The sequence below is a fragment of the Halobaculum halobium genome (assembly GCF_030127145.1).
Classification (GTDB): domain Archaea; phylum Halobacteriota; class Halobacteria; order Halobacteriales; family Haloferacaceae; genus Halobaculum; species Halobaculum halobium.
In genome coordinates this window covers 2,516,156-2,539,651 of the sequence record NZ_CP126158.1, presented here as the reverse complement: position 1 = coordinate 2,539,651, position 23,496 = coordinate 2,516,156, and the positions used below count along the sequence as shown (strand labels likewise).

The 23,496-nt window shown below is 69.1% G+C and carries 23 protein-coding genes; 16 read left to right on the top strand and 7 right to left on the bottom strand.

The features are described 5' to 3' along the window. Positions 1 to 11: 11 nt before the first annotated feature. Positions 12 to 1,925, bottom strand: a complete 1,914-nt coding sequence (locus tag P0Y41_RS13240) for a flippase-like domain-containing protein (RefSeq protein ID WP_284061784.1) — start codon at positions 1,923 to 1,925, stop codon at positions 12 to 14. Positions 1,926 to 2,117: 192 nt separating this feature from the next. Between P0Y41_RS13240 and P0Y41_RS13235 the strand changes: the two genes are divergently transcribed. The 6 genes from P0Y41_RS13235 to P0Y41_RS13210 all read left to right on the top strand — a co-directional run bounded on the left by P0Y41_RS13235 (position 2,118) and on the right by P0Y41_RS13210 (position 7,315). Next, a complete protein-coding gene (locus P0Y41_RS13235; protein WP_284061783.1) occupies positions 2,118 to 2,402 on the top strand; it encodes a DUF7123 family protein in 285 nt (94 codons plus the stop codon). A gap of 88 nt (positions 2,403 to 2,490) precedes the next feature. After that, a complete protein-coding gene (gene pyk, locus P0Y41_RS13230; protein ID WP_284061782.1) occupies positions 2,491 to 4,248 on the top strand; it encodes a pyruvate kinase in 1,758 nt (585 codons plus the stop codon). Between the two features lie 101 nt (positions 4,249 to 4,349). Beyond that, on the top strand, positions 4,350 to 4,574 hold the full coding sequence (locus tag P0Y41_RS13225; protein ID WP_284061781.1) for a DUF7312 domain-containing protein: 225 nt from the start codon (positions 4,350 to 4,352) through the stop codon (positions 4,572 to 4,574). 24 nt (positions 4,575 to 4,598) lie between these two features. Continuing rightward, a complete protein-coding gene (locus P0Y41_RS13220; RefSeq protein ID WP_284061780.1) occupies positions 4,599 to 5,204 on the top strand; it encodes an NfeD family protein in 606 nt (201 codons plus the stop codon). A 61-nt stretch (positions 5,205 to 5,265) separates the two neighbouring features. After that, positions 5,266 to 6,405, top strand: coding sequence for an SPFH domain-containing protein (locus P0Y41_RS13215; RefSeq protein WP_284061779.1), 1,140 nt, complete (start codon positions 5,266 to 5,268; stop codon positions 6,403 to 6,405). A 292-nt stretch (positions 6,406 to 6,697) separates the two neighbouring features. Beyond that, the gene (locus tag P0Y41_RS13210; RefSeq protein ID WP_284061778.1) at positions 6,698 to 7,315 is read left to right on the top strand and encodes a winged helix-turn-helix transcriptional regulator; all 618 of its coding nucleotides are present in this window, start codon (positions 6,698 to 6,700) and stop codon (positions 7,313 to 7,315) included. Between the two features lie 48 nt (positions 7,316 to 7,363). Here P0Y41_RS13210 and P0Y41_RS13205 read toward each other — a convergent pair whose 3' ends face one another. Then, complete coding sequence (locus P0Y41_RS13205) at positions 7,364 to 7,978, bottom strand: cysteine hydrolase family protein (protein ID WP_284061777.1); 615 nt, start codon at positions 7,976 to 7,978, stop codon at positions 7,364 to 7,366. After that, positions 7,978 to 8,802, bottom strand: a complete 825-nt coding sequence (locus tag P0Y41_RS13200) for a YqcI/YcgG family protein (protein WP_284061776.1) — start codon at positions 8,800 to 8,802, stop codon at positions 7,978 to 7,980. The genes P0Y41_RS13205 and P0Y41_RS13200 overlap by 1 nt, the downstream gene beginning before the upstream one ends. 218 nt (positions 8,803 to 9,020) lie before the next feature. Between P0Y41_RS13200 and dnaG the strand changes: the two genes are divergently transcribed. Continuing rightward, positions 9,021 to 10,463 carry a DNA primase DnaG gene (gene dnaG / locus P0Y41_RS13195; protein ID WP_284061775.1) on the top strand — a complete coding sequence of 481 codons (1,443 nt, stop codon included), beginning with the start codon at positions 9,021 to 9,023 and terminating at the stop codon, positions 10,461 to 10,463. Positions 10,464 to 10,507: 44 nt separating this feature from the next. Here dnaG and gpmI read toward each other — a convergent pair whose 3' ends face one another. Beyond that, entirely contained in the window at positions 10,508 to 12,040 is a 1,533-nt protein-coding gene (gpmI, locus tag P0Y41_RS13190) for a 2,3-bisphosphoglycerate-independent phosphoglycerate mutase (RefSeq protein WP_284061774.1), read from the bottom strand. A gap of 459 nt (positions 12,041 to 12,499) precedes the next feature. Between gpmI and P0Y41_RS13185 the strand changes: the two genes are divergently transcribed. The 9 genes from P0Y41_RS13185 to P0Y41_RS13145 all read left to right on the top strand — a co-directional run bounded on the left by P0Y41_RS13185 (position 12,500) and on the right by P0Y41_RS13145 (position 19,980). Further along, a complete protein-coding gene (locus tag P0Y41_RS13185) occupies positions 12,500 to 13,657 on the top strand; it encodes a DUF373 family protein (protein ID WP_284061773.1) in 1,158 nt (385 codons plus the stop codon). A gap of 108 nt (positions 13,658 to 13,765) precedes the next feature. Further along, the gene (locus tag P0Y41_RS13180; protein WP_284061772.1) at positions 13,766 to 15,142 is read left to right on the top strand and encodes a geranylgeranyl reductase family protein; all 1,377 of its coding nucleotides are present in this window, start codon (positions 13,766 to 13,768) and stop codon (positions 15,140 to 15,142) included. 146 nt (positions 15,143 to 15,288) lie between these two features. Next, positions 15,289 to 15,570, top strand: coding sequence for a 50S ribosomal protein L44e (locus tag P0Y41_RS13175; RefSeq protein WP_073306840.1), 282 nt, complete (start codon positions 15,289 to 15,291; stop codon positions 15,568 to 15,570). A gap of 2 nt (positions 15,571 to 15,572) precedes the next feature. Continuing rightward, a complete protein-coding gene (locus tag P0Y41_RS13170; protein ID WP_222607126.1) occupies positions 15,573 to 15,746 on the top strand; it encodes a 30S ribosomal protein S27e in 174 nt (57 codons plus the stop codon). 377 nt (positions 15,747 to 16,123) lie between these two features. Beyond that, on the top strand, positions 16,124 to 16,924 hold the full coding sequence (locus P0Y41_RS13165) for a translation initiation factor IF-2 subunit alpha (protein ID WP_284061771.1): 801 nt from the start codon (positions 16,124 to 16,126) through the stop codon (positions 16,922 to 16,924). Between the two features lie 14 nt (positions 16,925 to 16,938). Further along, positions 16,939 to 17,145: an RNA-protein complex protein Nop10 gene (locus P0Y41_RS13160; RefSeq protein WP_284061770.1), complete on the top strand. Its 207-nt coding sequence runs from the start codon at positions 16,939 to 16,941 to the stop codon at positions 17,143 to 17,145. A 225-nt stretch (positions 17,146 to 17,370) separates the two neighbouring features. Then, positions 17,371 to 18,135 carry a proteasome assembly chaperone family protein gene (locus P0Y41_RS13155; protein WP_284061769.1) on the top strand — a complete coding sequence of 255 codons (765 nt, stop codon included), beginning with the start codon at positions 17,371 to 17,373 and terminating at the stop codon, positions 18,133 to 18,135. Positions 18,136 to 18,315: 180 nt separating this feature from the next. Beyond that, complete coding sequence (locus P0Y41_RS13150) at positions 18,316 to 19,101, top strand: aldo/keto reductase (protein ID WP_284063420.1); 786 nt, start codon at positions 18,316 to 18,318, stop codon at positions 19,099 to 19,101. 120 nt (positions 19,102 to 19,221) lie between these two features. Next, the gene (locus tag P0Y41_RS13145; RefSeq protein ID WP_284061768.1) at positions 19,222 to 19,980 is read left to right on the top strand and encodes a hypothetical protein; all 759 of its coding nucleotides are present in this window, start codon (positions 19,222 to 19,224) and stop codon (positions 19,978 to 19,980) included. Positions 19,981 to 20,100: 120 nt separating this feature from the next. Here the strand turns inward: P0Y41_RS13145 and P0Y41_RS13140 are convergent, their stop codons facing one another. The 3 genes from P0Y41_RS13140 to P0Y41_RS13130 form a co-directional block, all read right to left on the bottom strand. Next, positions 20,101 to 21,261 carry a DUF373 family protein gene (locus P0Y41_RS13140; protein WP_284061767.1) on the bottom strand — a complete coding sequence of 387 codons (1,161 nt, stop codon included), beginning with the start codon at positions 21,259 to 21,261 and terminating at the stop codon, positions 20,101 to 20,103. A gap of 70 nt (positions 21,262 to 21,331) precedes the next feature. Then, a complete protein-coding gene (sppA, locus tag P0Y41_RS13135; RefSeq protein WP_284061766.1) occupies positions 21,332 to 22,351 on the bottom strand; it encodes a signal peptide peptidase SppA in 1,020 nt (339 codons plus the stop codon). Positions 22,352 to 22,477: 126 nt separating this feature from the next. Continuing rightward, positions 22,478 to 23,401: a coiled-coil protein gene (locus P0Y41_RS13130; RefSeq protein ID WP_284061765.1), complete on the bottom strand. Its 924-nt coding sequence runs from the start codon at positions 23,399 to 23,401 to the stop codon at positions 22,478 to 22,480. Positions 23,402 to 23,496 lie beyond the last annotated feature (95 nt).

The following is a 23,496-nucleotide window of genomic DNA, read 5'->3' as shown; positions in this document are numbered from 1 at the left end:
CGGGGCGGGCGTCAGTCGTCGTCAGTCGGGAACTCCTCGGACTCCCGTTCGGCTTCCTCGTCCAGTTGTGCCGTTTCGTCGACGGCATCGGTAAGCGAGACGTTGAAGGCGACCATCGAGACGACGCCGCCAACGACGGTGACGGCGTTCTTGACCGCGTGATCCAGCACTGCGGCGGCGAACGCGACGGCCGCGGGGACGCCCCCGAGGCCGACCACGAGCGCGGTGAACGCCGCCTCGTACAGCCCGATACCGCCCGGCGACAACGGGAGCACCTTCGCGAGGTTGCCGACGGAGACGGCGAAGAAGCCGACGACGACGATCTGCGTGAGCGTCATCCCGTCCGTCGCCGCGGGGAAGGCGGTCAGCACAAGCAACGCCGTCGCCACGTCGAGGGCCCACACGGCCACGGAGACGCCGCCGACGCGGACGAACGAGGCGCGCGTCCCCGCCACCGCCTGGACGCCGGCGGCGAACTCCTCGATCACGCTCGCGACGTAGTCGACGTAGCTGTCTTCGGAGAACCGCGAGACGATCGTGCGCACGTAGTTCGTGTCGCTGCGGGCGGTAGCGACGATGAACAGGAGGCTCGCGACCGCGACGACGCCGACGCCGGCGGCGACCCTGACGGCTGTCGAGACCGCGGCCTCGGAGACGCCGGGGACGTTTCCGGACACCGCGGTCGCGACCGCGCCCGCCCCGTCGGTGACGAGCAGCCCCGCGAGGACGGCGCCGGCCATCGCGGTGATCGTGAGCAGATCGAACACCCGCTCGGCGGCCAGCGAGGCGAACCCGGTCGGATACGGGATACCGCGACGGGCTTTCACCACGTACGCGCGCACTGCGTCGCCGGCGCGTGCCGGGAACACGAGGTTGCCGGTCTGGCTGATGAACACCGCGCCGGTGAGGAATCCAACGCGCTCGCGATAGCCGAGTTCCTCGAGGATGTCGCGGTAGCGAAGCCCGCGGAGCGGCCACGAGACCAGGTACACGAGCGTCGCGGCGACGACCGGAACCGGGTCAGCCTCCCGGAACGCCCCGAGCACCGCCGAGGGGTCGAGGTAGACGGTCATCAACACGAGCGCGGCGATCGTGAGTACCGCTCCGGCGGCGACCGTCCGCGTGCGGGTGATCCGCGGCGACACGGACAGCTGCCACCACAGCCGGACGATCTGACTACCCATGCCGAACACGTCGCGCACGAGGTCGACCTTCGAATCGCCCTTCGGCTCCCAGTCGACGGGAAACTCGGCGACGCGGAGGCCGCGCCGCTGCGCGCGCACCAGCAGCTCCGTGTCCCAGAACCAGTGGTCGTCCTCGACGGCGTCGTGCAACTCGTCGAAGGCCTCCCGCGAGAGCGCCTTGAACCCGCACTGGTGGTCTCGCAGGGTCGAGCGGAGGACAGTCCGGACGAGGAGGTTGAAGCCGCGCGAGGGAACGCCCCGCTTGGCCGGCCGATCGGCCTCGTCGCCGGGCATCCACCGCGATCCGGTGGCCACGTCGTACCCCTCGCGATCGATCTTCCCCACCAGTTCCTCGAGGTGGCGCATGTCCGTCGCGAGGTCCGTGTCGAAGTACACCAGCGTGTCGCCGGCCGCGCGGTCGAACGCGAACTCGAGGGCGCCGCCGCGACCCAGCCGCCGGTCGCTGTGGGAGTGCGTTACGCGGTCGTCCTCACGCGCGAGTCGGTCGGCGATCTCCGGAGTCCTGTCGTCACAGCCGTCCTCCGCGACGATGACCTCGAAGGCGTCCGCCGCGAGGAATCCCTCCAGCGTCTCGACGGTCGTCCGGACGGTCGCCTCGATCGACTCCTCCTCGTTGTAGGCTGGGAGGACGACGCTGACGCGGACGCGATCGGTGTCCGCGGGAGTCTGCGGATCCGCGTTGGCGGGTGCCCGCGGCGACGCGTCGTCCGGACTGGTCATTACCTTCCCGGTGACCGGCGACTGGGTAAGAACCTTCTGTCATTCCCGCGTCGCAGCCGTGTTAGGCGACCGTACCGACGCGGCCATCCGGGGGCGTCGATGATCGGCCCGATCGACTGAAAACCGCACGATAGCGCCGTGTTAACTCCGCGTACCAAACCCCCTTTGAGACGATAGCTCATGTGGCGTAGTATGAGCGCGACGAGCACAGTCGAGTCGGCCGAGACCGGAGACGCTGCCGCGACCACCGGCGCCGCGGGCGGAGACCTCAGCGACAAGCAACACCAGATCCTCGCGTACCTCCGCGAACACGCGGCCGAGCAGACGTACTTCAAATCCCGGCTCATCGCCGAGGAGCTCGGGTTGTCGGCGAAGGAGGTCGGCGCGAACATGTCGGCGGTCGTCGACGCCGCCGCCGACATCGACGTGGAGAAGTGGGGCTACTCCTCGGGAACGACCTGGATGGTCACGCAGTAGCGCGGACGGCCTCGACGAACTGTTCACTCGGAACCGAGTGCCTCTCCGTAGCCCTTTATACTCGCGCGCGTGAGTTCCGGGTAAGACTATGCGACGAGCCAAGATCGTCTGTACGCTCGGCCCCGCCTCCGACGACCGAGCCACGATACGGGCGCTCGCCGACGCCGGGATGTCCGTCGCCCGGCTCAACGCGAGCCACGGCGATACCGACCACCGCGGCGAAGTGATCGACCGCATCCGCGCGGTTGACGACGCGTCCGACGAGCCGCTCGCGGCGATGCTCGACCTGCAGGGACCGGAGATCCGCACCGCCGAACTCGACGAACCGATCGAGGTCACGACCGGCGCCGAGGTGCTGTTCGCCGAGGACGACACCGCGACGGCCGACCGGATCGGCGTGACCCACGCCATCACCGAGGCTGAGCCCGGGGACCGCGTGCTCCTCGATGACGGCCGCATCGAGGTGACGGTGCTGTCGGTGACCGACGAAGGCGTCCGCGCGCGCGCCGACTCCGGCGGCGAACTCGGGTCGCGAAAGGGCGTCAACATCCCGGGCGTCGACCTGGGGCTGCCGACGATCACCGAGCGCGACGAGCGCGAACTCGACCTCGTCACCGACCACGACGTGGACTTCGTCGCCGCCTCCTTCATCGGCGATGCGAGCGACGTGTACGCGGTCGCCGACGCGCTGGAGGAGCGCGGCGCCGGCGACGTGCCGGTCATCGCGAAGATCGAGCGCGCCGACGCCGTCGAGAACCTCACGGGAATCGTCGACGCCGCCTACGGCGTGATGGTCGCTCGCGGCGACCTCGGCGTCGAGTGCCCCCTGGAGGACGTGCCGATGATCCAGAAGCGGATCATCCGCACGTGCATGAACACCGGGACGCCCGTCATCACCGCGACCGAGATGCTCGACTCGATGGTCCACTCCCGGCGGCCGACCCGCGCGGAAGCCTCAGACGTGGCGAACGCGGTGCTCGACGGAACTGACGCGGTGATGCTGTCAGGGGAGACCGCGATCGGCGACCATCCGGTTCGCGTCGTCGAGACGATGCACCGTATCGTCCGCCAGGTCGAGATGAGCGACGAGTACGCCGAGACGCGCGAGGAGCGCGTCCCGCTCGCGGAGACGGAATCGCGGACGGAACCGCTGGCGCGCTCTGCCCGCTTTCTCGCGCGCGACACCGACGCCGCGGCGGTCGTCGCCGCCTCCGAGTCCGGCTACACCGCCCGCAAGACCGCGAAGTTCCGACCGGCGGTGCCCGTCGTCGCGACGACGCCGAGCGACCGAGTACGGCGACAGCTCGCGCTGTCGTGGGGAGTCCAACCGATGTCGGCCGACTACCACGCCAGCGTCGAGGAGGTGATGGACTCGGCCGTGTCGGCGGCGCTGGAGGCGGACGCCGCCGAGTCCGGCGACACCCTCGTGGTTCTCTCCGGGATGATGACCGAGTTGGAGGGAACGAATACGACGAACACCCTGAAGCTCCACGTCGCCGCCGAGACGATCGCGACGGGTCGACACGTCGTCGGCGGCCGCGTCTCCGGGCCGCTCCGCCGGCTCCCCGACGGCGATCTCACGGACGTTCCCGAGGGGACGGTCGTGTACCTCCCGGCCGAGTTCGACGCCGAGTTCGTCGGCGACACCGAAACGCTGGCCGGGATCATCGACGCCCGTCCCGGAATGACCGGCTACCCCGCCCTCGTCGCCCGGGAGGTCGGCATCCCGATGGTGTCGGGTGCGCCGCTGGCGGACGACGTGACAGACGACACCGTGGTCACGGTCGACGCCGAGCGCGGCGTCGTCTACGAGGGCGACGTGATCGGGCACGCGCGGCGGCGCTGACCGATAACGCGACCGCTGCTCGCTCCGGAGTTTCGCTCCGTCCTCGCTCACCGACCGCAGTCCCCGACACCTCTTTACCACCGCGACGGCTACCGGGTTCCATGTCGGACGATCCCCGCACCGATGCCGCCGCCGAACCGGACAGCGACTCGGACGGCACCGAGTGGCGCTTCGGCATCGACGACGTCGGGCCCGAGGCCGAGGCCGCGCGCGAGGCCGCGAGAAACCCCCCGATCGAGCCGGAGTCGATCGACGCCGAGAACGCGCTGTTCGTCGTCGCCGGCGTCCTCGGGACGCTCCTGTTGGTGTTCTCGGTGACGCTTTAACCCCGCCAGCCCCAAGACCAGTCCATGCTGCTTCAGTCGGGCCTCGTCGGCCCCGAGACCCTCCCGTTGTTGCTGGTCGCCGCCGGGCTCGCGCTCTCGATCGCCGAGGCGGTCGCCCCCGGCGCGCAGTTCATCGTCATCGGGGTGGCGCTCCTCGCCGCCGGGCTCGTGGGGCTCGCGCTCGGTCCCCTGGCGGGGCCGTTCGTGCTCGGGCTGCTCGTGCTCGTGTTCGGCGCACTGGCGTTCTACGGGTACCGCGAGTTCGACCTGTACGGCGGCAAGGGACAGGCTCAGACGTCCGACTCGCAGTCGCTGCGAGGGTCGGCCGCCCGCGTCACCGAGACCGTCACGCCCACCGGAGGCGAGGTGAAACTCGACGAGGGCGGGTTCAGCCCGTACTACTCCGCGCGCTCGGTCGACGGCGAGATCCCCGTCGGCGCCGAGGTGCTGGTCGTCGACCCTGGCGGCGGCAACGTTCTCACCGTCGAGTCGCTGGAGGGCGGCATCGACGACATCGACCGGGAGCTGGCGAAGGGACGACGGGACCGGGAGCGCGCGGACGCGGACGCCGGGAGGGCCCTCGACGAGGACGACGACCGTGACACCGAACTGGAGTCGGAGCGAGACTGAGTCGCCGGCGGCGGCGTGACAGCGGGCGAACTCTTATGTCCCGAGGCTCGAAGCGCTAACCATGGTCCTCCCACTGCAGATCCTCGGGCTCGGTCCGGCGATCGTCGGACTGCTGTTCCTGCTTGTGGCGATCGTCGCCGTCTATCAGGCGATCGTCATCGTCGACGCCTACGAGAAGAAGGCGCTCACGGTGTTCGGCGAGTACCGGAAACTGCTCGAACCGGGCATCAACATCGTCCCGCCGTTCGTCTCGCGGACGTACACGTTCGACATGCGGACGCAGACGCTCGACGTCCCTCGACAGGAGGCGATCACCCGCGACAACTCGCCGGTGACCGCCGACGCCGTCGTCTACATCAAGGTGATGGACGCGAAGAAGGCGTTCCTGGAGGTCGAAGACTACAAGGTCGCCGTCTCCAACCTCGCGCAGACGACGCTGCGGGCGGTGCTCGGCGACATGGAACTCGACGACACGCTGAACAAGCGCCAAGAGATCAACGCGCGCATCCGCAAGGAACTCGACGAGCCCACCGACGAGTGGGGGATCCGCGTCGAGTCCGTCGAGGTTCGGGAGGTCAACCCCTCGAAGGACGTCCAGCAGGCGATGGAGCAGCAGACCTCCGCCGAGCGCCGTCGCCGCGCCATGATCCTCGAGGCGCAGGGTGAACGGCGCTCCGCCGTCGAGTCCGCCGAGGGTGAGAAGCAGTCGAACATCATCCGCGCGCAGGGTGAAAAGCAGAGCCAGATCCTCGAGGCGCAGGGTGACGCCATCTCCACCGTCCTCCGCGCGAAGTCCGCCGAGTCGATGGGCGAGCGCGCCATCATCGACAAGGGGATGGAGACGCTGGAGCGCATCGGCCAGGGCGACTCCACCACGTTCGTGCTCCCGCAGGAGCTGACGAGCCTCGTCGGCCGCTACGGTAAGCAGCTGACCGGCTCGGACGTACAAGACTCGGAGGGGCTCGACTCGCTCGACTTCGACGCGGAGACCCGCGAGATGCTCGGCCTCGACGACATCGAGGACATCCTCGGCGAGATCGACGAGGCGGCCCAGATGGACACCGAGGCGCTCGAACAGGAGGCCGCCGCCGTGAAGGAGGGCGACATCGGCGGCACCATCAAGTCCGCCGATGAGGTCGTCGCCGAGGCCGACGACCCCGCAGACGAGGTCGACGGCGAGGCCGAACCCGAAACAGAATAACCGCCGCACGACCGTCCGCTTTTTCGCGTACCAGCTGATTTGAGGGCACTGTCGGTGTTCAGCGCGACCGCCGGTCGAAGGTCGTTCGACCCCGGTCGAGGGTCGGTCCGCCCGTCCGCGGGGCTACTCCGCCCCCGCGCGTGCGACCGCCCGGATCGGGGCGCGAGTCGTCGCCAACGGCCGCGCCGGAATTTCCGTTCCGGTTGTTGGAGGCTCGCTACCGGTCAGTTGTCGGCTTGGCACCGCCTGACACAACGACACTCTTTTGCCCACAACCTGGCTACGTTGCTGCGTGACACGCGAGGTCGACGCGGACAAGCGCGCCACGCTGCGGCGCTTTGCCGCGCTGGGGGCGGCGACGCCGCTGGCGGCGAGCGGGCGCGCGACCGCGGCCGACGGCAGTGACGACGAGTCGGCCGCTCGCGACGCGATCCGCGGCTACCTCGCGACGACGCCCGGCGCGCACTTCTCGAAGCTCCGGGACGACCTCTCGCTGGCGACCGGCGAGACCCAACACCACCTCAGGCGACTGGAATCGGCCGGCGAGGTCGCCTCACAGAAGGACGGCGACTACCGCCGGTACTTCCCGGCCGGACAGTTCTCGGCGTTCGAGCGCCGCGCGCTTGGCTACCTCCGCCGGGAGACGCCGCGCGGGATGGTGCTGACCCTGCTCGCGACCCCGGACGCCTCGGGGGCCGACCTGGCGCGGGCGCTCGACGTCTCTCGGCCGACGATCTCGACGTACGCGGGCGACCTCTCCGACGCTGGCCTGCTGGAGACCGAAGACGGCTACCGGGTCGCCCGCCCCGAAGTCGTCATCACCCTCGTCGTGCGCTACGCGGACTCGTTCGGCGCCGACGCCGTCGCGTTCGCCGACGACGCTGCGAGCTACATCAGCTACGACGGCTGACCCGGCACCGACGACAGCCACCGCTTCGACGGGACGTCCGGAGGAAGTTCACGACTCGTCCAGCGCCGCAAGCAGGTCTTCGGTCGTCGCCAGCGACGCGAACTCCCCGCGCAGGTGCGAAAGCGCCGTTCGGTGGACAAGCTCGGCGTCGAACCGTTCCCCCTCGGGGCCGGTCCGTGCGTGCGTCGCCGTCGCGTCGGTGACGACCGTCGGGGCGAACCCGAGGTTTTCGGCCATGCGTGTCGTCGTCGACACGCAGTGGTCCGTGGTGAGGCCGACGACCACGAGTCGGTCGTGGCCCCCGTCGCGCAGGCGCGCCTCCAGATCGGTGCCGACGAACGCCGAGTTGACGCGTTTGACAAGGTCGGGCTCGCTGTCTCGGGGGACGAACGCCTCCTTGAACGCGAAGCCGGGAGCGTCGCCCCGAAGCGGCGACGCCGGCTCGGTCGAGTCGTGACGGACGTGGAAGACGGGGCCGTCGCGCTCGCGCCAGGCGTCGAGCAGTCGCACGGCGTTCGCCTCCGCCTCGGGGTTGTTGCGGTCGCCGTACCCCGGGTCGTCGAATCCGGCTTGGAAGTCGATCAAGAGTAGCGCCGGCAGGTCGTTGCGGGAGGCGTCGCTCGGTCCGTCGTCCTCGGCCCACGGGGGTTCAGCGCCGGCCATCAGTCGGCTCCGACGCCGCCGGCGTCTCCGGGGTCAGCGTCCAGCGCGGTGACCTCGCGGGTCACGGTAATCGGGCACTCGTCGGGGAACTGGGACTCGTCCTCGGAGAAAAGGTACTGGCGCCACTCGCGGTCGCCCTCCACGCCGTAATCACCCAGATCGGCGTGGGGACAGCGGCCGTCGTAGTCGCCGAGGCGGTCCTGAATCACCTCGCGGGCATGGGCGCCCGCTTCGGTGTCGTGGGTGAGACCGTCGAACACGTCGCGCGGCTGGAACGTGATCTCCAGCCCGACCGGGCAGTATCGGCTCCGACGGTCGTGATAAAAGGGCGCTCGCGAGGTCGGGAACATCGGCGTGCCGCCGAAACAGAACTCCCAGTGGGAGTCGTCGGGGTCGGTCGGCACGTCCGCGGGCCACGGCTCCGGGTCGTTCACGTGGAGGAACTGAAGCACGTGCCACAGCGCCTCGTGCCAGCCGGCCTCCGAGACCGCATCGACGCCGTCCGCCGGCGGGGCGAAGAACGTCACGAGCGGCGCGAGTTCGGCGTGGTCCCGGTACGTGTCGAGGTACTCCAGGAGGGCGTCGCGAAACCCGAACAGCGCCTCCGGGTCGGTGAGCGACGGGACCGCCGTGTACAGGAGGTCCCCGCGCTCCAGCGCGTTGGTCCCGAAGTGACACGGGAACGGAGTCCCGTTTCGCTCCCCGGCGAGCGCGCCGGTGAACGTCTCGACGTGCCGGGTCAGCCACTCGGGCGCGTCGTCGCCCCTTGCCCGTTCGATCATCGTTTCCTGGTCACACAGCGCTTGGACGTGGTCCTCGTTCATGGCTGGGGATGGCCGCGGTAGCGTGGATGGCCGCTCGTGCGGCCTCGGTAGTGGCGCGTCAGGACCGGTCGGGTATGGTTCTTTCGCGAGGCGTGGGACGGCGGGTTCCCTCGGGTACCGTCCTCTGACGACAGGTATTTCCACCGCGCCGCGTTTATATATGCGTCGGCGGCGTTCGGCCGCCACATCACCATCACACCCCATGGAGGGGACATCACATGGACGATTCAGCCAAATACCTCATTCACGCCAGAATCACGGCGGACGGCGTCGTCGAGCGGAGCGACGTCGTCGGCGCTGTGTTCGGACAGACCGAGGGCTTGCTCGGCAACGAGCTGGACCTCCGCGACCTGCAAGAGTCGTCGAAGATCGGACGAATAGACGTACAGATCGACAGCGAGAACGGACAGAGCTTCGGCGAGATCACCATCGCGTCCGGGCTCGACAAGGTCGAGACGTCGATCCTCGCAGCCAGTCTCGAGGCGATTACGCGCGTGGGGCCCTGCGAGGCGCGCGTCGAGGTCTCGGATATCGAGGACATGCGCTCGGCCAAGCGTCGCGAGGTCGTGGAGCGCGCGAAGGAACTGCTCACCTCTTCGTTCGACGAGTCGGTCATGGACTCCACCGAGATCCTCACGGAGGTGCGAGAGGCCAACCGCGTCGAGCGCATCGACGAGTACCGGGGGCTTCCGGCCGGTCCGCGGGTCCACGACTCCGACGCCATCGTCGTGGTCGAGGGGCGTGCGGACGTGCTCACGCTGTTGAAGTGCGGCATCAAGAACGGCATCGCCGTCGAGGGAACGAACGTCCCGGACGCCGTCGCCGACCTCACGGCCGAACGCACGGTCACCGCGTTCCTCGACGGCGACCGCGGCGGCGAGCTCATCCTCAAGGAGCTCGCGCAGGTCGGCGACGTGGACTACGTCGCGTTTGCGCCCGAGGGGCGCTCGGTCGAGGACCTCTCTCGCCACGAGCTGATGGCGGCGCTGCGCGAGAAGGCGCCGTTCGAGTCGCTCGATCTCGACGGCGGCGACCCGGCGTCGGACTCCAGAGTCGCCGTGACCGACGGCAGCGCCGGGACCGCCCGTCCCGACGGCGACAGCGACGCCGACGCGCCCGGCACCGAAGCCGGCGGTGCAAGCGGAGGTCCAGCCCCGGAGGAACCGCCGACCCCGCAGTCGCCGGAGCCGCAGGGAGAACCCGAGCCAACCGACCCGGGGGAACCGACGGCCGCGGACGATCCGGTCGAGGAGTCATCGCCGGCGGCCGACGCAGTCGAACGCGGCGACTCGGAGGCCGGCGACGCAGCCTCGAACGATGTCGCCGACGGAGACGCGGACGAGCGCGATGGCCGAACGGCGTCGGGATCCCTTCGCGACCACGTCGATCGAGTGATCGTCGAGGGATCGAACCGCGCGCGTCTCCTCGACGCCGAGTGCGGGATCGTCGATGAGGTGCCCGCGGCGGACGCCTTCGATGCGATCTCCGACAGCGACGGCTCGGCGGTCGCGCTCGTGGTCGACGGAGAGCTCACCCAGCGCGTGCTCGACGTGGCCGCCCAGCGCGGGGTCGACCAGATCGTCGCCGAGTCGGAAGGCGAGTACGTGAAACGGCCCGCGAGCGTCCGCGTCGTGACCGCAGAGCGGATGCTGTCGACCTAACCGACCCGGCGCTCACCCCTCGACGGGGCGGGTTCTGTACTGCTCTACTGCTCGACCAACAGCGACTCGCCCGTCATCGCCGCCGGCTGTGCAACGTCGAGCAGCGACAGCAGCGTCGGCGCGATATCGATGAGCGAGCCGCTGTCGCGAACGGCCAACCCGCCGTCGTCGCCCGCGGGCGTGACAGCGACGAACGGCACCGGCGCGAACGTGTGGGCCGTGTGCGGGTCCTCGGGCGTTCCCATGTCGTCGGCGTTGCCGTGATCGGCCGTGACAAGCAGGTGGCCGCCCGCGGCGCGGACTGCCTCGGCGAGGCGGCCGAGTTCGCGATCGACTGCCTCCACGGCGGCGACGGCGGCCTCGAAGTCGCCGGTGTGGCCCACCATATCCGGGTTCGCGTAGTTGAGTACGAGCACGTCGGGGTCCTCGACCCCGATCAGGTCGATCGCGGTGTCGGTGAGCTCGACGGCGCTCATCTCCGGCGTCTCGTCGTAGGTGGGTACGTCCGGCGACTCGACGATCCGGCGCAGTTCGCCGTCGAACTCCACCTCGCGACCGCCGTTGAGGAAGTACGTGACGTGGGCGTACTTCTCGGACTCGGCCATCCGGAGTTGCGTGAGCCCCGCTTCCGAGAGTACCTCCCCCAGCGTGTCCTCGGGCTGCGTCGGCGGGAACGCGACCGGGAGATCGAACTCGGCGTCGTACTCCGTCACGGTGACAAGCGCCACGTCGGGCGGACTCGTCGCGATCCCCTCGGCGGCCCAGTCGTCGGGGTCGATGTCGGCGAGCATCCGGGTGAGCTGGCGCGCGCGGTCGGCGCGGAAGTTGAAGAAGACGACGCCGTCGCCGTCTTCGATCCCGGGCTCGCCGTCGATCACGGTCGGCTCGACGAACTCGTCGGTGTCGCCGCGAGCGTAGCTGGCCTCGACGGCCTCGACCGCGGAACCCGCACGGTGAGGCGCCTCGCGGTTCACGATCGCGTCGTACGCCCGCTTCGTGCGCTCCCAGTTCCGGTCGCGGTCCATCGCGTGGTAGCGGCCGCAGACGGTGGCCGTGTCGCCGGTGCCGCGGTCGACGGCGTGCGCGTCGAGTTTCGCGAGGAAGTCGCGCCCGGACTTCGGGGCGGTGTCGCGGCCGTCGGTGAACGCGTGGGTGACCGCCTCGACGCCGCGGTCGGCGGCGGCGTCGATCAGGGCGTGGAGGTGCGCCTGGTCGGAGTGGACGCCACCGTCGCTGACGAGCCCGAGGAAGTGGACCCGGCCGCCGGTGGCGTCGGCGTGGTCGAACGCCCGCTCGATGGCGGTCCCGTCGACGAACTCGTCGGCCCCGATCGCGTCGTTGATCCGGGTGTACTCCTGGTAGACCGTGCGGCCCGCGCCGATGTTCATGTGGCCGACCTCGGAGTTGCCCATCTGGTCGTCGGGCAGGCCCACGTCGCGGCCGTAGGCGGTGAGCGTCCCGAACGCGCCGGCGTTCGTGAGTCGGTCGAAGTTCGGGGTGTCGGCGGCCTTCACCGCGTCGCGTCTGTCGTGGTCGCCGAGGCCCCAGCCGTCGAGGATGACGAGCGCCGCTCTCATTGGTTCGTGATTCGCGGGCGGCGTGTTTACTGCGTCGGTTCCCGTGATCGCCGGGGTCCGACGCTGAGAGGGAGACCGCGACGCAGCAGGCCCCGACAGTCGCCCCCGTTCAGCCCCTCCGCGGACGACCGGGCCGGAGGTCGTGGTCCGTCACACGGTGTGCGACCGACAACCGGTTGGCGCGTACCGGCGGACCGCTGTGTCCGCCGGACGCGCGCGAGGGACGAACGAGGGAGCGGGAGCGACCGGGTGAGTCGGGTGGGGAGGGCGTGGGCGTGCGGTCGCGGCGGGTGGGGCTGGAGGGGCCAGCAGAGCTTTCGAGGCCGTCGTCGGATCGGCTACGACGCTTCCCGTCACTGTTCACTCTCCGATCACCGCTCAGTGGGCCGATCGCCCGCCCGCCGCGCACGGTCTCCCCCGAAGGCAGATATACCCGGAGACAGTATCCGCCGCACGGAAATGATCCTCGTCCTCCCCGTCGACCTCGACGACGACCTCGGCCGCAAGACCGGCGTCCGCACGCCGGTCATCGGCCGGGACGCCGTGGAGGACGCGGCAGTGCAGCTCGCCACCGCCGACCCAGAGGACTCTGACGTGAACGTGCTGTTTCAGGCCATCAACGCCTACGAGGACCTGCGCGCCGACCCGACCGTCGACGAGGAGGTCGCGGTCGCCGCGGTCACGGGCGTCAACGAGGGCGACGTGAAGGCGAACCGGGCCGTCGGCGAGGAGGTCGACACGGTCCTTGCGGCCTTGTCAACCGGCGAGGAGGTCCGTGCGATCGTGATCACCGACGGCGCGCAAGACGAGTCGGTGCTGCCGGTGATCCGCTCGCGGGTCCCGCTGGACGGCGTTCGCAGGGTCGTCGTTCGACAGGCCCAGGACCTCGAATCGATCTACTACACGATGAAGCAGGTGCTGTCGGACCCCGAGACCAGAGGGACGATCCTCATCCCGCTGGGCGTGCTTCTGCTCGTGTACCCCTTCTCGGTGATCGCCGGGATGCTGGAGCTTCCCGGGGCCGTCGTGTTCGGCTCGATATCCACGCTCTTGGGCCTGTACTCGCTGTGGCGGGGACTCGGGCTGGAGGAGGCCGTCGACGGGGTGGCGGCGCGCGTCCGCACCAGCCTGTACGCCGGGCGCGTCACGATCGTCACCTACCTCGTCGCCCTGGCGCTGCTCGTCATCGGCGGGGTTCAGGGCTTGGACGCGCTCGGCGCCGCCGAGGCCGCCGGCGCGACCGACCTCACGATCACCCAGCAGCTGGCGGTGTTTGTCCACGCCTCCGTCCAGTGGGCTGCGGCCGCCGGTATCACGTCCTCGCTGGGCCAGGTGACAGACGAGTACCTCGCCGAGCGGTTCCGCTGGCGGTACCTCAACGCCCCGTTCTACGTCGTCGCGATCGCGATCGTGTTGTACGGGCTGTCGGGCTACTTCCTGCCGGGGGCCCCGTCGGTCGGGACGACGCCGCTGTCGCTCACGCGGCTCGCGCTCGCGCTGACCGCTGGGACGCTCATCGGCGTCCTCTCGACGCTGACGTTCGCGGTGGCGGAGTCCCGGTTTCCGCAGGAGGGCGACGGCGACGGCGACCGCGGGAGTGAGACGCGCGCGGTCTGAGGGGCGAAGTACCCGACGGCCGATCATCCCGGCGGCCGAGTAGTGCCTCAACGTGCGGGCGCGGCCGGATACGCGCCTTTTTTGAGGGCCGATTCGGAAGAAGGGGTTATGTCTGCGGCATCGGACTCGTACGATATCGTCGTCGTCGGCGCGGGGACGGCGGGCGCCTTCGCCGCCTCGACGGCGGCCAGCGAGGGGCTCGACGTCGTCGTCCTCGAGCGAAAACCCGAGGAGGAGGCGGGTCACATCGCCTGCGGCGACGCGATCAAGGGGAAGTCGACGTTCCCGGACGTCATCGACCTCGACTACCTCCGGGAGGAGTCGTTCACCAACCAGAGCATCCGCCGCGCGGTGTTCGAGAATCCCAAGACAGGCGAGGAACTCGACGTGCCGTTCGGGCAGGCGGGTGCGGTCATCGATCGCAAGCGATACGGCGAGATCATCCTCGAGGAGACCGAGCGCGCCGGCGCCGACATCCACTACGACACCGTCGTCCAGGACGTGGTGCAAGACGAGAGCGACACCGTGACCGGCGTGCGCGCCAAGCGGAAGGGCGACCCCGTCACCTACGAGGCGGAGCTCACCGTCGACGCCGCGGGCGCGCTGTCTATCCTCCAGGATAAGGGCGACTTCGGCGACGCCAGCTTCGACACGAACGTCTCGTACTCGCAGTTCTGTTCGGCCTACCGCGAGGTCGTCGAGGTACCGGAGCCCGTCGACTACGAGGACGCCATCGTGTTCAAACCGACCGAAGAGCTGGGGTACCTCTGGTACTTCCCGCGGACGGGCACCGAGATCAACGCCGGGCTCGGCTTCCAGATGACCGAGCCACCGATGAAGCTCGTCGAGGTGCTCAAACGCGACATGAGCCGCCGCCCGGAGTTCGACGGCGCGACCGTGAAGGACAAACTCGGTGCGTCGCTCCCGACCCGCCGACCGTACGATTCGGCGGTCGCGGACGGCTTCGTCGCCGTCGGCGACGCCGCCGGCCACGTCAACCCCACCACCGGCGGCGGCATCCCCGGCGCCGCGAAGTCAGCTCACTGGGCGGTCAAGCGCGCGATCGACGCCGTTACCGAGGGCGACGTGAGCGAAGAGCGCCTGTGGCGCTACAACCACGACGTGATGACCGACTTCGGCAAGCGCTTCGCCGCGATGGACGTGTACAACATCTGGGGGACGGCCCACGACGTGGACGAACTCACCGACATCGTCACCGCGCTCCCGGCTCAGCAGCTGTTGAACGCGATGACGAAAGGAGAGACATCGATGAGCCTGCGCCTGAAGCTGAAGACGCTGTTCGACACGTACGGTCACTGGGACACGCTGCGTGAACTGTACAAGGTCCGCGGCATCGCCGGCGACCTGAAGGACCACTACGACCGATATCCGGAACGACGGGGCGCGTTCGACGCCTGGCAGGACCGCCGCGACTCGCTCATGGACGACTTGTACGCGGTCTCGGGCGCGGATCCGAAGTACTGAAGCGGCGGCGACAGCGGGCGCCGGGGCGCCGCGGCCGCCGCGGTTCCCGTCCCGATCGGCTGGAACCGGATCACACGTCGAGCAACTCCGTACCGTATGGGTTTTAAGCGCCGACGCAGAAGCACGTGACAAGAGGAGATACCGCTATGGAGATGCCACGCCGGATGAACACGTACTGCCCGCACTGCAACGCTCACCACGAACACGAAGTCGAGAAGGTCCGAACCGGCCGCCAGACCGGTATGAAGTGGACCGACCGCCAGCAGGCCCGCGGCACGTCCGTCATCGGGAACGCCGGCAAGTTCTCGAAGGTGCCCGGTGGCGACAAGCCGACCAAGAAGACCCACCTGAAGTACCGCTGCGGCGACTGCGGCAAGGCCCACATGCGCGAGGGATGGCGCGCGGGTCGGCTCACCTTCCAGGAGTAAGCATGGCAGGGAGCTTCTTCCGCGTCACGTGTCCGGACTGCGAGAACGAGCAGGTCGTCTTCGGCAAGGCCGCCAGCGAGGTCAACTGCGCCGTCTGCGGGACGACGCTCGCGCGACCCACCGGCGGCGACGCCGAGTTCGCCGGCGAGGTCGTCGAGACCGTCGAAGCGCGGTAATCTCGGCTTCTTCGCGGGTCGCTTTTCACATCGGCTCGAGCGACTGCGTTAGACTGCGTCTCGAGTTGTGCCACGACGGGAGGATCACACGGTCGACAACGCCTCCGGGTAGCTGCCGATCGGGGACTGGCGTCGTCACCCGACGGCCACGACCTCCCCAGCCGATTCGCTCGCCGTCGGCGCGGCGGCGCCGCGCCGGCCCGCTCGTCCTCCGTCAGAGCAAGCTCTGGCGAGGTCACACTCGCTTCCGCTCGCGTGACCCTCACGCGCGCCCGGCAGCCACAGAGGCCTGCCTCCGCGGGCCACCGCAGCGAGCGAGCGTCTCGATCGCCCAGCGATTGACAAACGGTATTAGGCTCGGTCGGGTACACTCGCGCATGAAATTCACCGGCTGGCCCGAGCAGGGCGAACTCGTCGTCGGCGAGATCGACGAGATCGCGGACTTCGGCGTGTTCGTCGACTTGGACGAGTACGAAGACAAGCGCGGACTGTGTCACGTCTCGGAGGTCGCCTCCGGGTGGATCAAGAACATCCGCGACCACGTGAACGTCGGCGACCGCGTCGTCGCGAAGGTGCTCGACGTGGACGAGTCGAGCCAGCAGATCGATCTGTCGATCAAGGACGTCAACGACCACCAGCGCTCGGACAAGATCCAGGAGTGGAAGAACGAGCGCAAGGCCGACAACTGGATGACCATCGCCTTCGGCGAGGACATCGACGACGACACGTACACCGAAGTCGCCGAGGCGCTGTACGCCGAGTTCGGCTCGATGTACGACGGTTTCGAGGCAGCCGCGATCCACGGCGAGGAGGCGCTGGAGGACGTCGATCTCAGCGACGACCAAGTCGAGGCCATCGTCGAGACCGCACGCGAGAACGTCTCGGTGCCGTACGTGAACGTCACGGGCTACGTCGACCTCTCCTCCCCGGGCCACGACGGCGTCGACGACGTGCGCGAGGCGCTCGACGCCGCTGAGGGCAACGGGGAGGTTCCCGACGAGATCGAACTCGACGTGTCGTACGTCGGCTCCCCGGAGTACCGCATCCGCGTTCGCGCGCCCGACTACAAGACCGCCGAGACCGAACTGGAGGCGTCCGCCGAGCGCGCCCGCGAGGCGATCGAGGCCACGGGCGGCACCGGTCGCTTCCACCGCGAGCGCGAGACCGAGGACGAGTAACCCGCTCCCGACACGTGAAGTCCGACATTCGGGTGTGCGCCGACTGGGAGACGGCCCACGATCGCCCCGTCTACACCCTCGGCGACGCCTGCCCCGAGTGCGGCGCAGCCGCCGTCAACTCCGCGCCCGCGCCGTTCAACCCGGAGGACCCACACGGGAAGTACCGACGGCGCGCCCGCCGTCGAAACCGCGACGGCGGCGCGAACGCCGCGGGCGAGTAGCGGGAGCCGGGTTTCGACCAACGATGCCCCCGACGGACCGAGAGCGTGCCCGCCGAGCAGCGGGAAGCGACGACGCTCGTCGAATCCCGGACTGGACTTTCGCGGTCGCCGTCGCGGTCGCGATCACCGCGACGGAAACACGGCGCACACGCACAGATCCGCCGAAGACGGATCGAACGGGTCGAGCCGACGCGTCTTTACCTCCCCCGCCCGCCAGCAACGACCATGGACGACATCGACATCGAGGTCGTCGCCGACCCCGAGCTCGAAGACCCGGTGTTCATCGAGGGGCTTCCCGGCGTCGGCCACGTCGGCAAGCTCGTCGCCGAGCACCTCGTCGAGGAGTTCGACGGCGAGCTCGTCAGGCGCGTGTACACGACCGACTTCCCCCCGCAGGTGACGGTCGACGACGACGGCGTCGCGGAGCTGACCCACGCGGAGTTCCACCACGTCGACGCCGACGGCCAGGACCTCGTCGTGCTCACCGGCGACCACCAGGCCGCCAGTAACGAGGGGCACTACACCCTGACGACCGCGTTCCTCGACATCGCCGAGGAGTTCGGCTGCGAGCGCGCGTTCGCGCTCGGCGGGGTGCCGACGGGCGAACTCATCGAGGACGACGAGTACGGCGTGCTCGCCGCGCGCACCGACGACATCGACCGCGAGGAACTGGAGGCCGCGGGCGTCGAGTTCCGGGAGAACGAGCCCGCCGGCGGCATCGTCGGCGTCTCCGGGCTGGTGCTCGGGCTGGGCGCCCGGCGCGGCCTCCCGGCGGCGTGTCTGATGGGCGAGACCTCCGGCTATCTCGTCGACCCGAAGAGCGCGCAGGCCGTACTCGAAGTGCTCCAAGGCCTGCTCGACATCGAGGTCGACTTCGCCGACTTGGAGGAGCGCGCCGAGGAGATGGAGGAAGTCGTCGGCAAGATCCAGGAGATGCAAGGCGGCGGCGGCGGGATGCCAAGCGAGGACGAACTGCGCTACATCGGCTGACAGAGGTCCGATCCGACACCGCCGCGGCGACAGCGCGGTGCGGCCCCGGCGGCACCGTGAGTCGCGTACTACCGGCAGCCCGCGCACCTGCCACAACGCCTTTTCGCGCGAGTCGCCTCGGGTCGATCGATGACAGACCACCAGTCGGTCGACCCCGACGACGTTCCGTCCGCCAACGGCATGCCGACGCTCGGCCTCGGTACCTGGGAGAACACGGATCCCGAGGCGTGTCGCAACGCCGTCGCGACCGCCCTCGAGATGGGATATCGCCACATCGACACCGCCCAGATCTACGGCAACGAGGCGGAGGTCGGCGACGGCATCGCCCGGGCCGAGGTGGCCCGTGAGGACGTGTTTCTCGCGACCAAGGTGTGGATCGACAACCTCGCGCCCGCGGACGTGCGACGGACGACCGAGGAGAGCCTCGACCGCCTCGGCGTCGATTCCGTCGATCTCATGTACGTCCACTGGCCGGCGCGCGAGTACGACGCCGAGGAGACGCTCGCGGCGTTCAACGAGCTGTACGACGACGGCCTGATCGATCGGATCGGCATCTCCAACTTCGAACCCGCGCAGGTCGCGGAGGCCGTGGAGGTCAGCGACGCGCCGATCTTCGCGAACCAGATCGAGTTGCACCCGCTGCTCCAGCAGGAGGAGCTTCGAGAGGCCTGTGGCGAACACGACGTGGAGCTCGTGGCCTACTCTCCGCTCGCGCGCGGGCAGGTGTTCGACGTGCCGGAGCTGACGGAGATCGCAGAGAAGCACGACGCAAGCGAGGCACAGGTGAGTCTCGCGTGGCTGCGCGAGAAGGGCGTCACTGCGATCCCGAAGGCCACGAGCGAGGCGCACATCCGCGACAATTGGGAGTCGATCGGTGTGACGTTGGACGACGAAGACGTGGCAGCGATCGACGCGATCGATCGAGAGGACCGTCGCGTCGACCCCGGATTCGCACCCTGGAACTGACACGGTCGGCCCCGCTGTCGTGACGGTCGCCACCGCGGTCTCTCTCGAACCGTTCGGGCGGGTGAAACGAACGACGGACGAGCGAAACCTTCAATCGGCGGCCGCCGGATCGCACGCTCGATGGAGCAACGTTCCACGGGGCTGTTTGGCGCCGTCCGGATCGACATCACCAGGCTCCACGCCACGTGGATGGAGCTGGCGTTCCCCCGCCAGCTCGACCCCGGCAGAGTCGTCGGGAAGTGGACGCCGGAGACGACCCCGCAGGCGATCACGTACTACCTCTGGGCCGCCATCGGCGCGCCCCTCGTCGCCGTCGGCTACCCGCTGTTGTTGTTCGGATTGGCCGCCCGCGTCTACGCCAGCAGGATCGATTCGGCGGCCGCGCGGCTGGGCGTCGTCGGCGTCGTCCTCCTCTCGCTGTTCGCGTGGGGGGCGCTCACCGTCGCCGCCTGGATGCGGGAGTTCTCGATGAACGGATTACTGGCCGTCGGGGCCGCCGGCGTGGTCGCGACCGTCGCGGCTGCGGTCGCCGTCGGCGCCTCGCGCATCGCCGGCCGAGGGACGAGCGTTCTGATCGCGTATCCCGCCGCCGTAACCGCGTTTCTGCTCCCGCCGGTCGTCGCAGCGCTGTACTCGCCCGCGCTGGCGGACGTGGTCTTCCCGAACACCACGTCGCTTGCAGTGTGGATCCTCGACGGACCGCTCGCGGTCGGCGGGCTCGACGAGTTCATTCGAGCGCGGTTCGAACTCCGCGGCACCGCATACGTGCTCATGTGGATCGGCATCTCGGTCCCGGTCGGCTGGCTGTTCGGGGTGCTCGTCGCGCTCGCGGACGTGATCCGCCCGAAGCAGGACACGGGAACGAGCGCGCGGATCTGATCTGCCGACCGCCCGGGAGTGCCCGGCAGCAACGCGTACCCACGAGCGGCACCTACTGGTCCGCGCGACCGGCCGATAGGCCGGCCACAGCCACTCGGCGCGACGGACTACGGCTCTCGGTCAGCCGCCGTCGCCGCGGTTTCCGCCGATGCCGGCGTCGCCGGTCGATCCGGATCCGGTCTCGTCGATAACCTCGTCGAGCGTCTCGTCGGAGACGCTGGCGGCGACGCGGACGCCCACGAGCGCGAGCGCGATGCCGCCGACGATGAACACCGCGAGCCGCTGGGTCGGCGACAGCGCGTACCCGAGCAGGACCAACGGCTCCTTGCCCGCCTCCTGTTCGAGGAAGTAGCCCGCGAAGCCGCGAAACAGCAGCCCGACGGCGAGCACGCCGAACGGGAGGTTCAGATACGGGGTCCGGACGCCTTCGTCTCGAATGAGTTCGTCGAGCAGTCGGCCGAACGACGCCGTCAGCGCCGCAAGCGCCAGCCACGGCACCGCGGCGTACGCGAACTGCAGGCCGGCGACGAACTCCGCGCCCTCGACGGGCGACGCCGAGAGGACGCCGAGGAAGACGCCGACGACCGAGAGCCCGAGCGCGGCGACGTACGTCACGACCGACACCTGCCCGGAGTACAGCGCCTCCCGGGCGTGCTCTGGCGCCGACTCGACTGCCTCGTCCATCCCCATTCCGTAGTACAACAACGTCGCGCCCAGGAGCGTCGTCACGGCCGCGACCGCGATCGCCGGCGAGAAGTACACGAGCAGCGCCGGGAGGATGAGCAGTCCGACGCCGATCGGCACGAGCACCGTCTCGCGGAGCTCCTCGTCGGCCATGAACTGCTTGAGGAGGTAGTACGTCGACTCGAGGTCGCGCGCCTGCCGGACGACGACGCGATCGACGGCGTCGACGGGCAGCCGAGACTCGACCATCGGCACGGCGCGCTCGTCGGCGGCGGAGTCGATGACGACGACCGCGGAGTCGAACTCGTTCGTCGCGAGCACGTCGTCGAGCTGGCGAGCGAGCGCGCGGTCGGCGCGCACCGCGGAGTCGCCGGCGCCGGAGACGACCGCGACGACGACCTCCTCGCCCTCGTCGGAGAGGTCGCGGGCGACCCGGAGGGATTCGAGCAGCGAGTTGACGCCGGCGTCCTCGGGGTCTGCGAGGCCCAGATCCGTCACGAGCGACCGGACCGCCTCCCACCCCACGACCGGAGTGTCGACGCCGGCCTTCCGACCGACGTCGTTCGAACGGTCCACGCACAGGACCAGCGTCGTCACGTGCGTTGGGATGTCCCCCCGGGTGAAAAAGCCCACCATGGCGGGGGGTCACGGCCCACGAGCCGCTGGCTCATCGTCGGAATCGAACGTCCGAAGCCCCGTCGCCGGCCCCATCGCGGGCGACGGCGCCCGCGACGCCGGCACCCAACGCGTACGCCACCGCGGCGGCGCTGCCCCGGAGCCGGCCCATGAGACCTCGGCTGGGCGTGAACTCCTCGACGATCGCCTCGCGTCCGGTTCGTTCTTCGAGGCCGTCGAGCACGGCCTCGCGGTCGCCGAGCTCGTCGACGAGCCCGCGCTCGTGCGCCTCGGCGCCGAGGAACACCCGGGCCTCAGTCTCGCGGATCTCGTCTTGGTCCATGTCCCGGCCCGCCGCGACCTGTTCGATGAACTGGTCGTAGTAGTCGTCGACGATACCTTGGAGGTATGCCCGTTCGTCGGGCGTCACCTCCTTGAGCGGGAGGCCGGCGTCCTTGTACTCGCCGGCGGTGAACTGCTCGTAGCTGATCCCGAGGCGGTCGGCCAGTTCGTTGACGTTCGGTCGCGACCCGATGACGCCGATGGAGCCGACAACGCTCCCCTCACGCGCCCACAGTTCGTCGCAGCCGGCGGCGATCGCGTAGCCGCCGCTGGCGCAGGTGTCGGTCGCGTAGCCGACGGTCGGGCCGTCGAAGCGCTCGGCCGCCAGCCGGATGTCCTCGCTTGGAACGATCTCCCCTCCGGGCGTGTTCAGCTTCACCAGCAGCGCCTCGGCGTTCGGGTCCGCGTCGGCGCGCTCGATCTGGTCGACGATCTCGTCGGCGCTGGGGGAGCCCGGCGACGGCGGGAACCCGCTCGCGTCGCCGTCGCGGGTGATCGGGCCGTCGACGGCGACCTCGGCGACGGTGTAGTCGGCGAACCGCGACGCCAACGTCGCGCCGGCGACCTTGAGCGCGACCGCGACGACCGCGATAGTGAGAACGACGCCGACCAGCTCGGCGAGGTCGCCCGGCACGACGACGAACAGCGCGTATCCGACGACTGCTGCGATTACGGCGGCGGCGGCCAGAACCCCCACGCTGGCGACCGACCGCTTCGTGGACGATGTCATGGCTTCGCTTCGACCGGGACGGGAATAAGATCCGGTGGCTCGCCGCCAGCCGGGGCTCCCGAACGTGCAGAAAACTGCAGGTGCGTCAAACTGCGATTCGGACCGCCGGAACGTCGGACTCCGGACTTAGAGAAGCCCCGTCTTCTGGAGCTTCATCAGGTCCTCGGTGTCGAGGGTTTCGCCTTCCTTGAACTTCTGGTAGATCTCCTCGGCCTCCTCGCGCTCCTCTTCCATCTTGGCCTCGCGCTCCTCCTTCTTCTCTTCCTCCTCCTCCTTGTCCAGTTCGCGCAGGCGCTTCTGGACGCGGACGAAGTCCTCGTGGTGCTGGTCGGCCGACTCCTGTGCCTCCACGAACAGCTCGTGCATGGCGTCCGCTTCGTCGCGGATCTCGTCGGCCTCGCGGTAGGCCTCGATCATCTGGTTGTGGTGCTCTTGGGCCTCGTCGGCCAGCTCGGTCACCTTCTGGTGGTGCGTCGACGCCTCCGAGCGGACCTCTTCGGCCTCCTCGATCAGCGCTTCGAGTTCACCACTCTGATCGACCTTGCCCTTCTTTTCGGCGAGCTTCTCGCGCTTGCTCTCGATTTTCTCGATGAGTTCGCGCTCCTCGTCGGTGCCGAGGACTTCGGTCTGCTGTTTGAACTCGAGGTCTTCGATCTCCTCTTTGAGTTCCTCGATGGACTTGCCCGAGCCGAGCTCGAGGTCCTGCTTCATCTCCTCGACCTCGTCGAACAGCTCGTTCGCCTCGGCGTTCAGTGTGTTGCGCGACTCCTTGTGCTCTTGGACCTGCTCGTTGAGCTCGTCCCGCGACTCGCGGTGCTCTTGGGCCTCGTCGACCTTCTCACGTGTCTTCGCGTTCAGGTCGTCGCGCTTGGACGCGCGCTCGGACGCCATCTGGTTGAGCTCGTTACGTCGGTCACGGAGCTGACCGGCCTTCTTGATCAGCTGGCCCTTCGAATCGTTCTCCAGTTCCTCCTCGGAAAGGGAGACGTTTCGTGATTCATCCAGCTGGTCGAGACCGTACTCTTCGAGAACTTCTTCTTTCGTTACCATGATTCGTTACCTCGACACCATACTGCTTCGGACTGAGCGGACGCTCTGCAACTTCCTGCGCCCGTCTGTAGGTGAAAACACCGTGTCATTCAACG

Excerpts from the sequence above, each read along its gene's own strand:
- P0Y41_RS13240 (WP_284061784.1), bottom strand. The coding sequence starts at position 1,925 with ATGACCAGTCCGGACGACGCGTCGCCGCGGGCACCCGCCAACGCGGAT.
- P0Y41_RS13235 (WP_284061783.1), top strand. The coding sequence starts at position 2,118 with ATGAGCGCGACGAGCACAGTCGAGTCGGCCGAGACCGGAGACGCTGCC.
- pyk (WP_284061782.1), top strand. The coding sequence starts at position 2,491 with ATGCGACGAGCCAAGATCGTCTGTACGCTCGGCCCCGCCTCCGACGAC.
- P0Y41_RS13225 (WP_284061781.1), top strand. The coding sequence starts at position 4,350 with ATGTCGGACGATCCCCGCACCGATGCCGCCGCCGAACCGGACAGCGAC.
- P0Y41_RS13220 (WP_284061780.1), top strand. The coding sequence starts at position 4,599 with ATGCTGCTTCAGTCGGGCCTCGTCGGCCCCGAGACCCTCCCGTTGTTG.
- P0Y41_RS13215 (WP_284061779.1), top strand. The coding sequence starts at position 5,266 with ATGGTCCTCCCACTGCAGATCCTCGGGCTCGGTCCGGCGATCGTCGGA.
- P0Y41_RS13205 (WP_284061777.1), bottom strand. The coding sequence starts at position 7,978 with ATGGCCGGCGCTGAACCCCCGTGGGCCGAGGACGACGGACCGAGCGAC.
- P0Y41_RS13200 (WP_284061776.1), bottom strand. The coding sequence starts at position 8,802 with ATGAACGAGGACCACGTCCAAGCGCTGTGTGACCAGGAAACGATGATC.
- dnaG (WP_284061775.1), top strand. The coding sequence starts at position 9,021 with ATGGACGATTCAGCCAAATACCTCATTCACGCCAGAATCACGGCGGAC.
- gpmI (WP_284061774.1), bottom strand. The coding sequence starts at position 12,040 with ATGAGAGCGGCGCTCGTCATCCTCGACGGCTGGGGCCTCGGCGACCAC.
- P0Y41_RS13185 (WP_284061773.1), top strand. The coding sequence starts at position 12,500 with ATGATCCTCGTCCTCCCCGTCGACCTCGACGACGACCTCGGCCGCAAG.
- P0Y41_RS13180 (WP_284061772.1), top strand. The coding sequence starts at position 13,766 with ATGTCTGCGGCATCGGACTCGTACGATATCGTCGTCGTCGGCGCGGGG.
- P0Y41_RS13175 (WP_073306840.1), top strand. The coding sequence starts at position 15,289 with ATGGAGATGCCACGCCGGATGAACACGTACTGCCCGCACTGCAACGCT.
- P0Y41_RS13170 (WP_222607126.1), top strand. The coding sequence starts at position 15,573 with ATGGCAGGGAGCTTCTTCCGCGTCACGTGTCCGGACTGCGAGAACGAG.
- P0Y41_RS13165 (WP_284061771.1), top strand. The coding sequence starts at position 16,124 with ATGAAATTCACCGGCTGGCCCGAGCAGGGCGAACTCGTCGTCGGCGAG.
- P0Y41_RS13155 (WP_284061769.1), top strand. The coding sequence starts at position 17,371 with ATGGACGACATCGACATCGAGGTCGTCGCCGACCCCGAGCTCGAAGAC.
- P0Y41_RS13150 (WP_284063420.1), top strand. The coding sequence starts at position 18,316 with ATGCCGACGCTCGGCCTCGGTACCTGGGAGAACACGGATCCCGAGGCG.
- P0Y41_RS13145 (WP_284061768.1), top strand. The coding sequence starts at position 19,222 with ATGGAGCAACGTTCCACGGGGCTGTTTGGCGCCGTCCGGATCGACATC.
- sppA (WP_284061766.1), bottom strand. The coding sequence starts at position 22,351 with ATGACATCGTCCACGAAGCGGTCGGTCGCCAGCGTGGGGGTTCTGGCC.
- P0Y41_RS13130 (WP_284061765.1), bottom strand. The coding sequence starts at position 23,401 with ATGGTAACGAAAGAAGAAGTTCTCGAAGAGTACGGTCTCGACCAGCTG.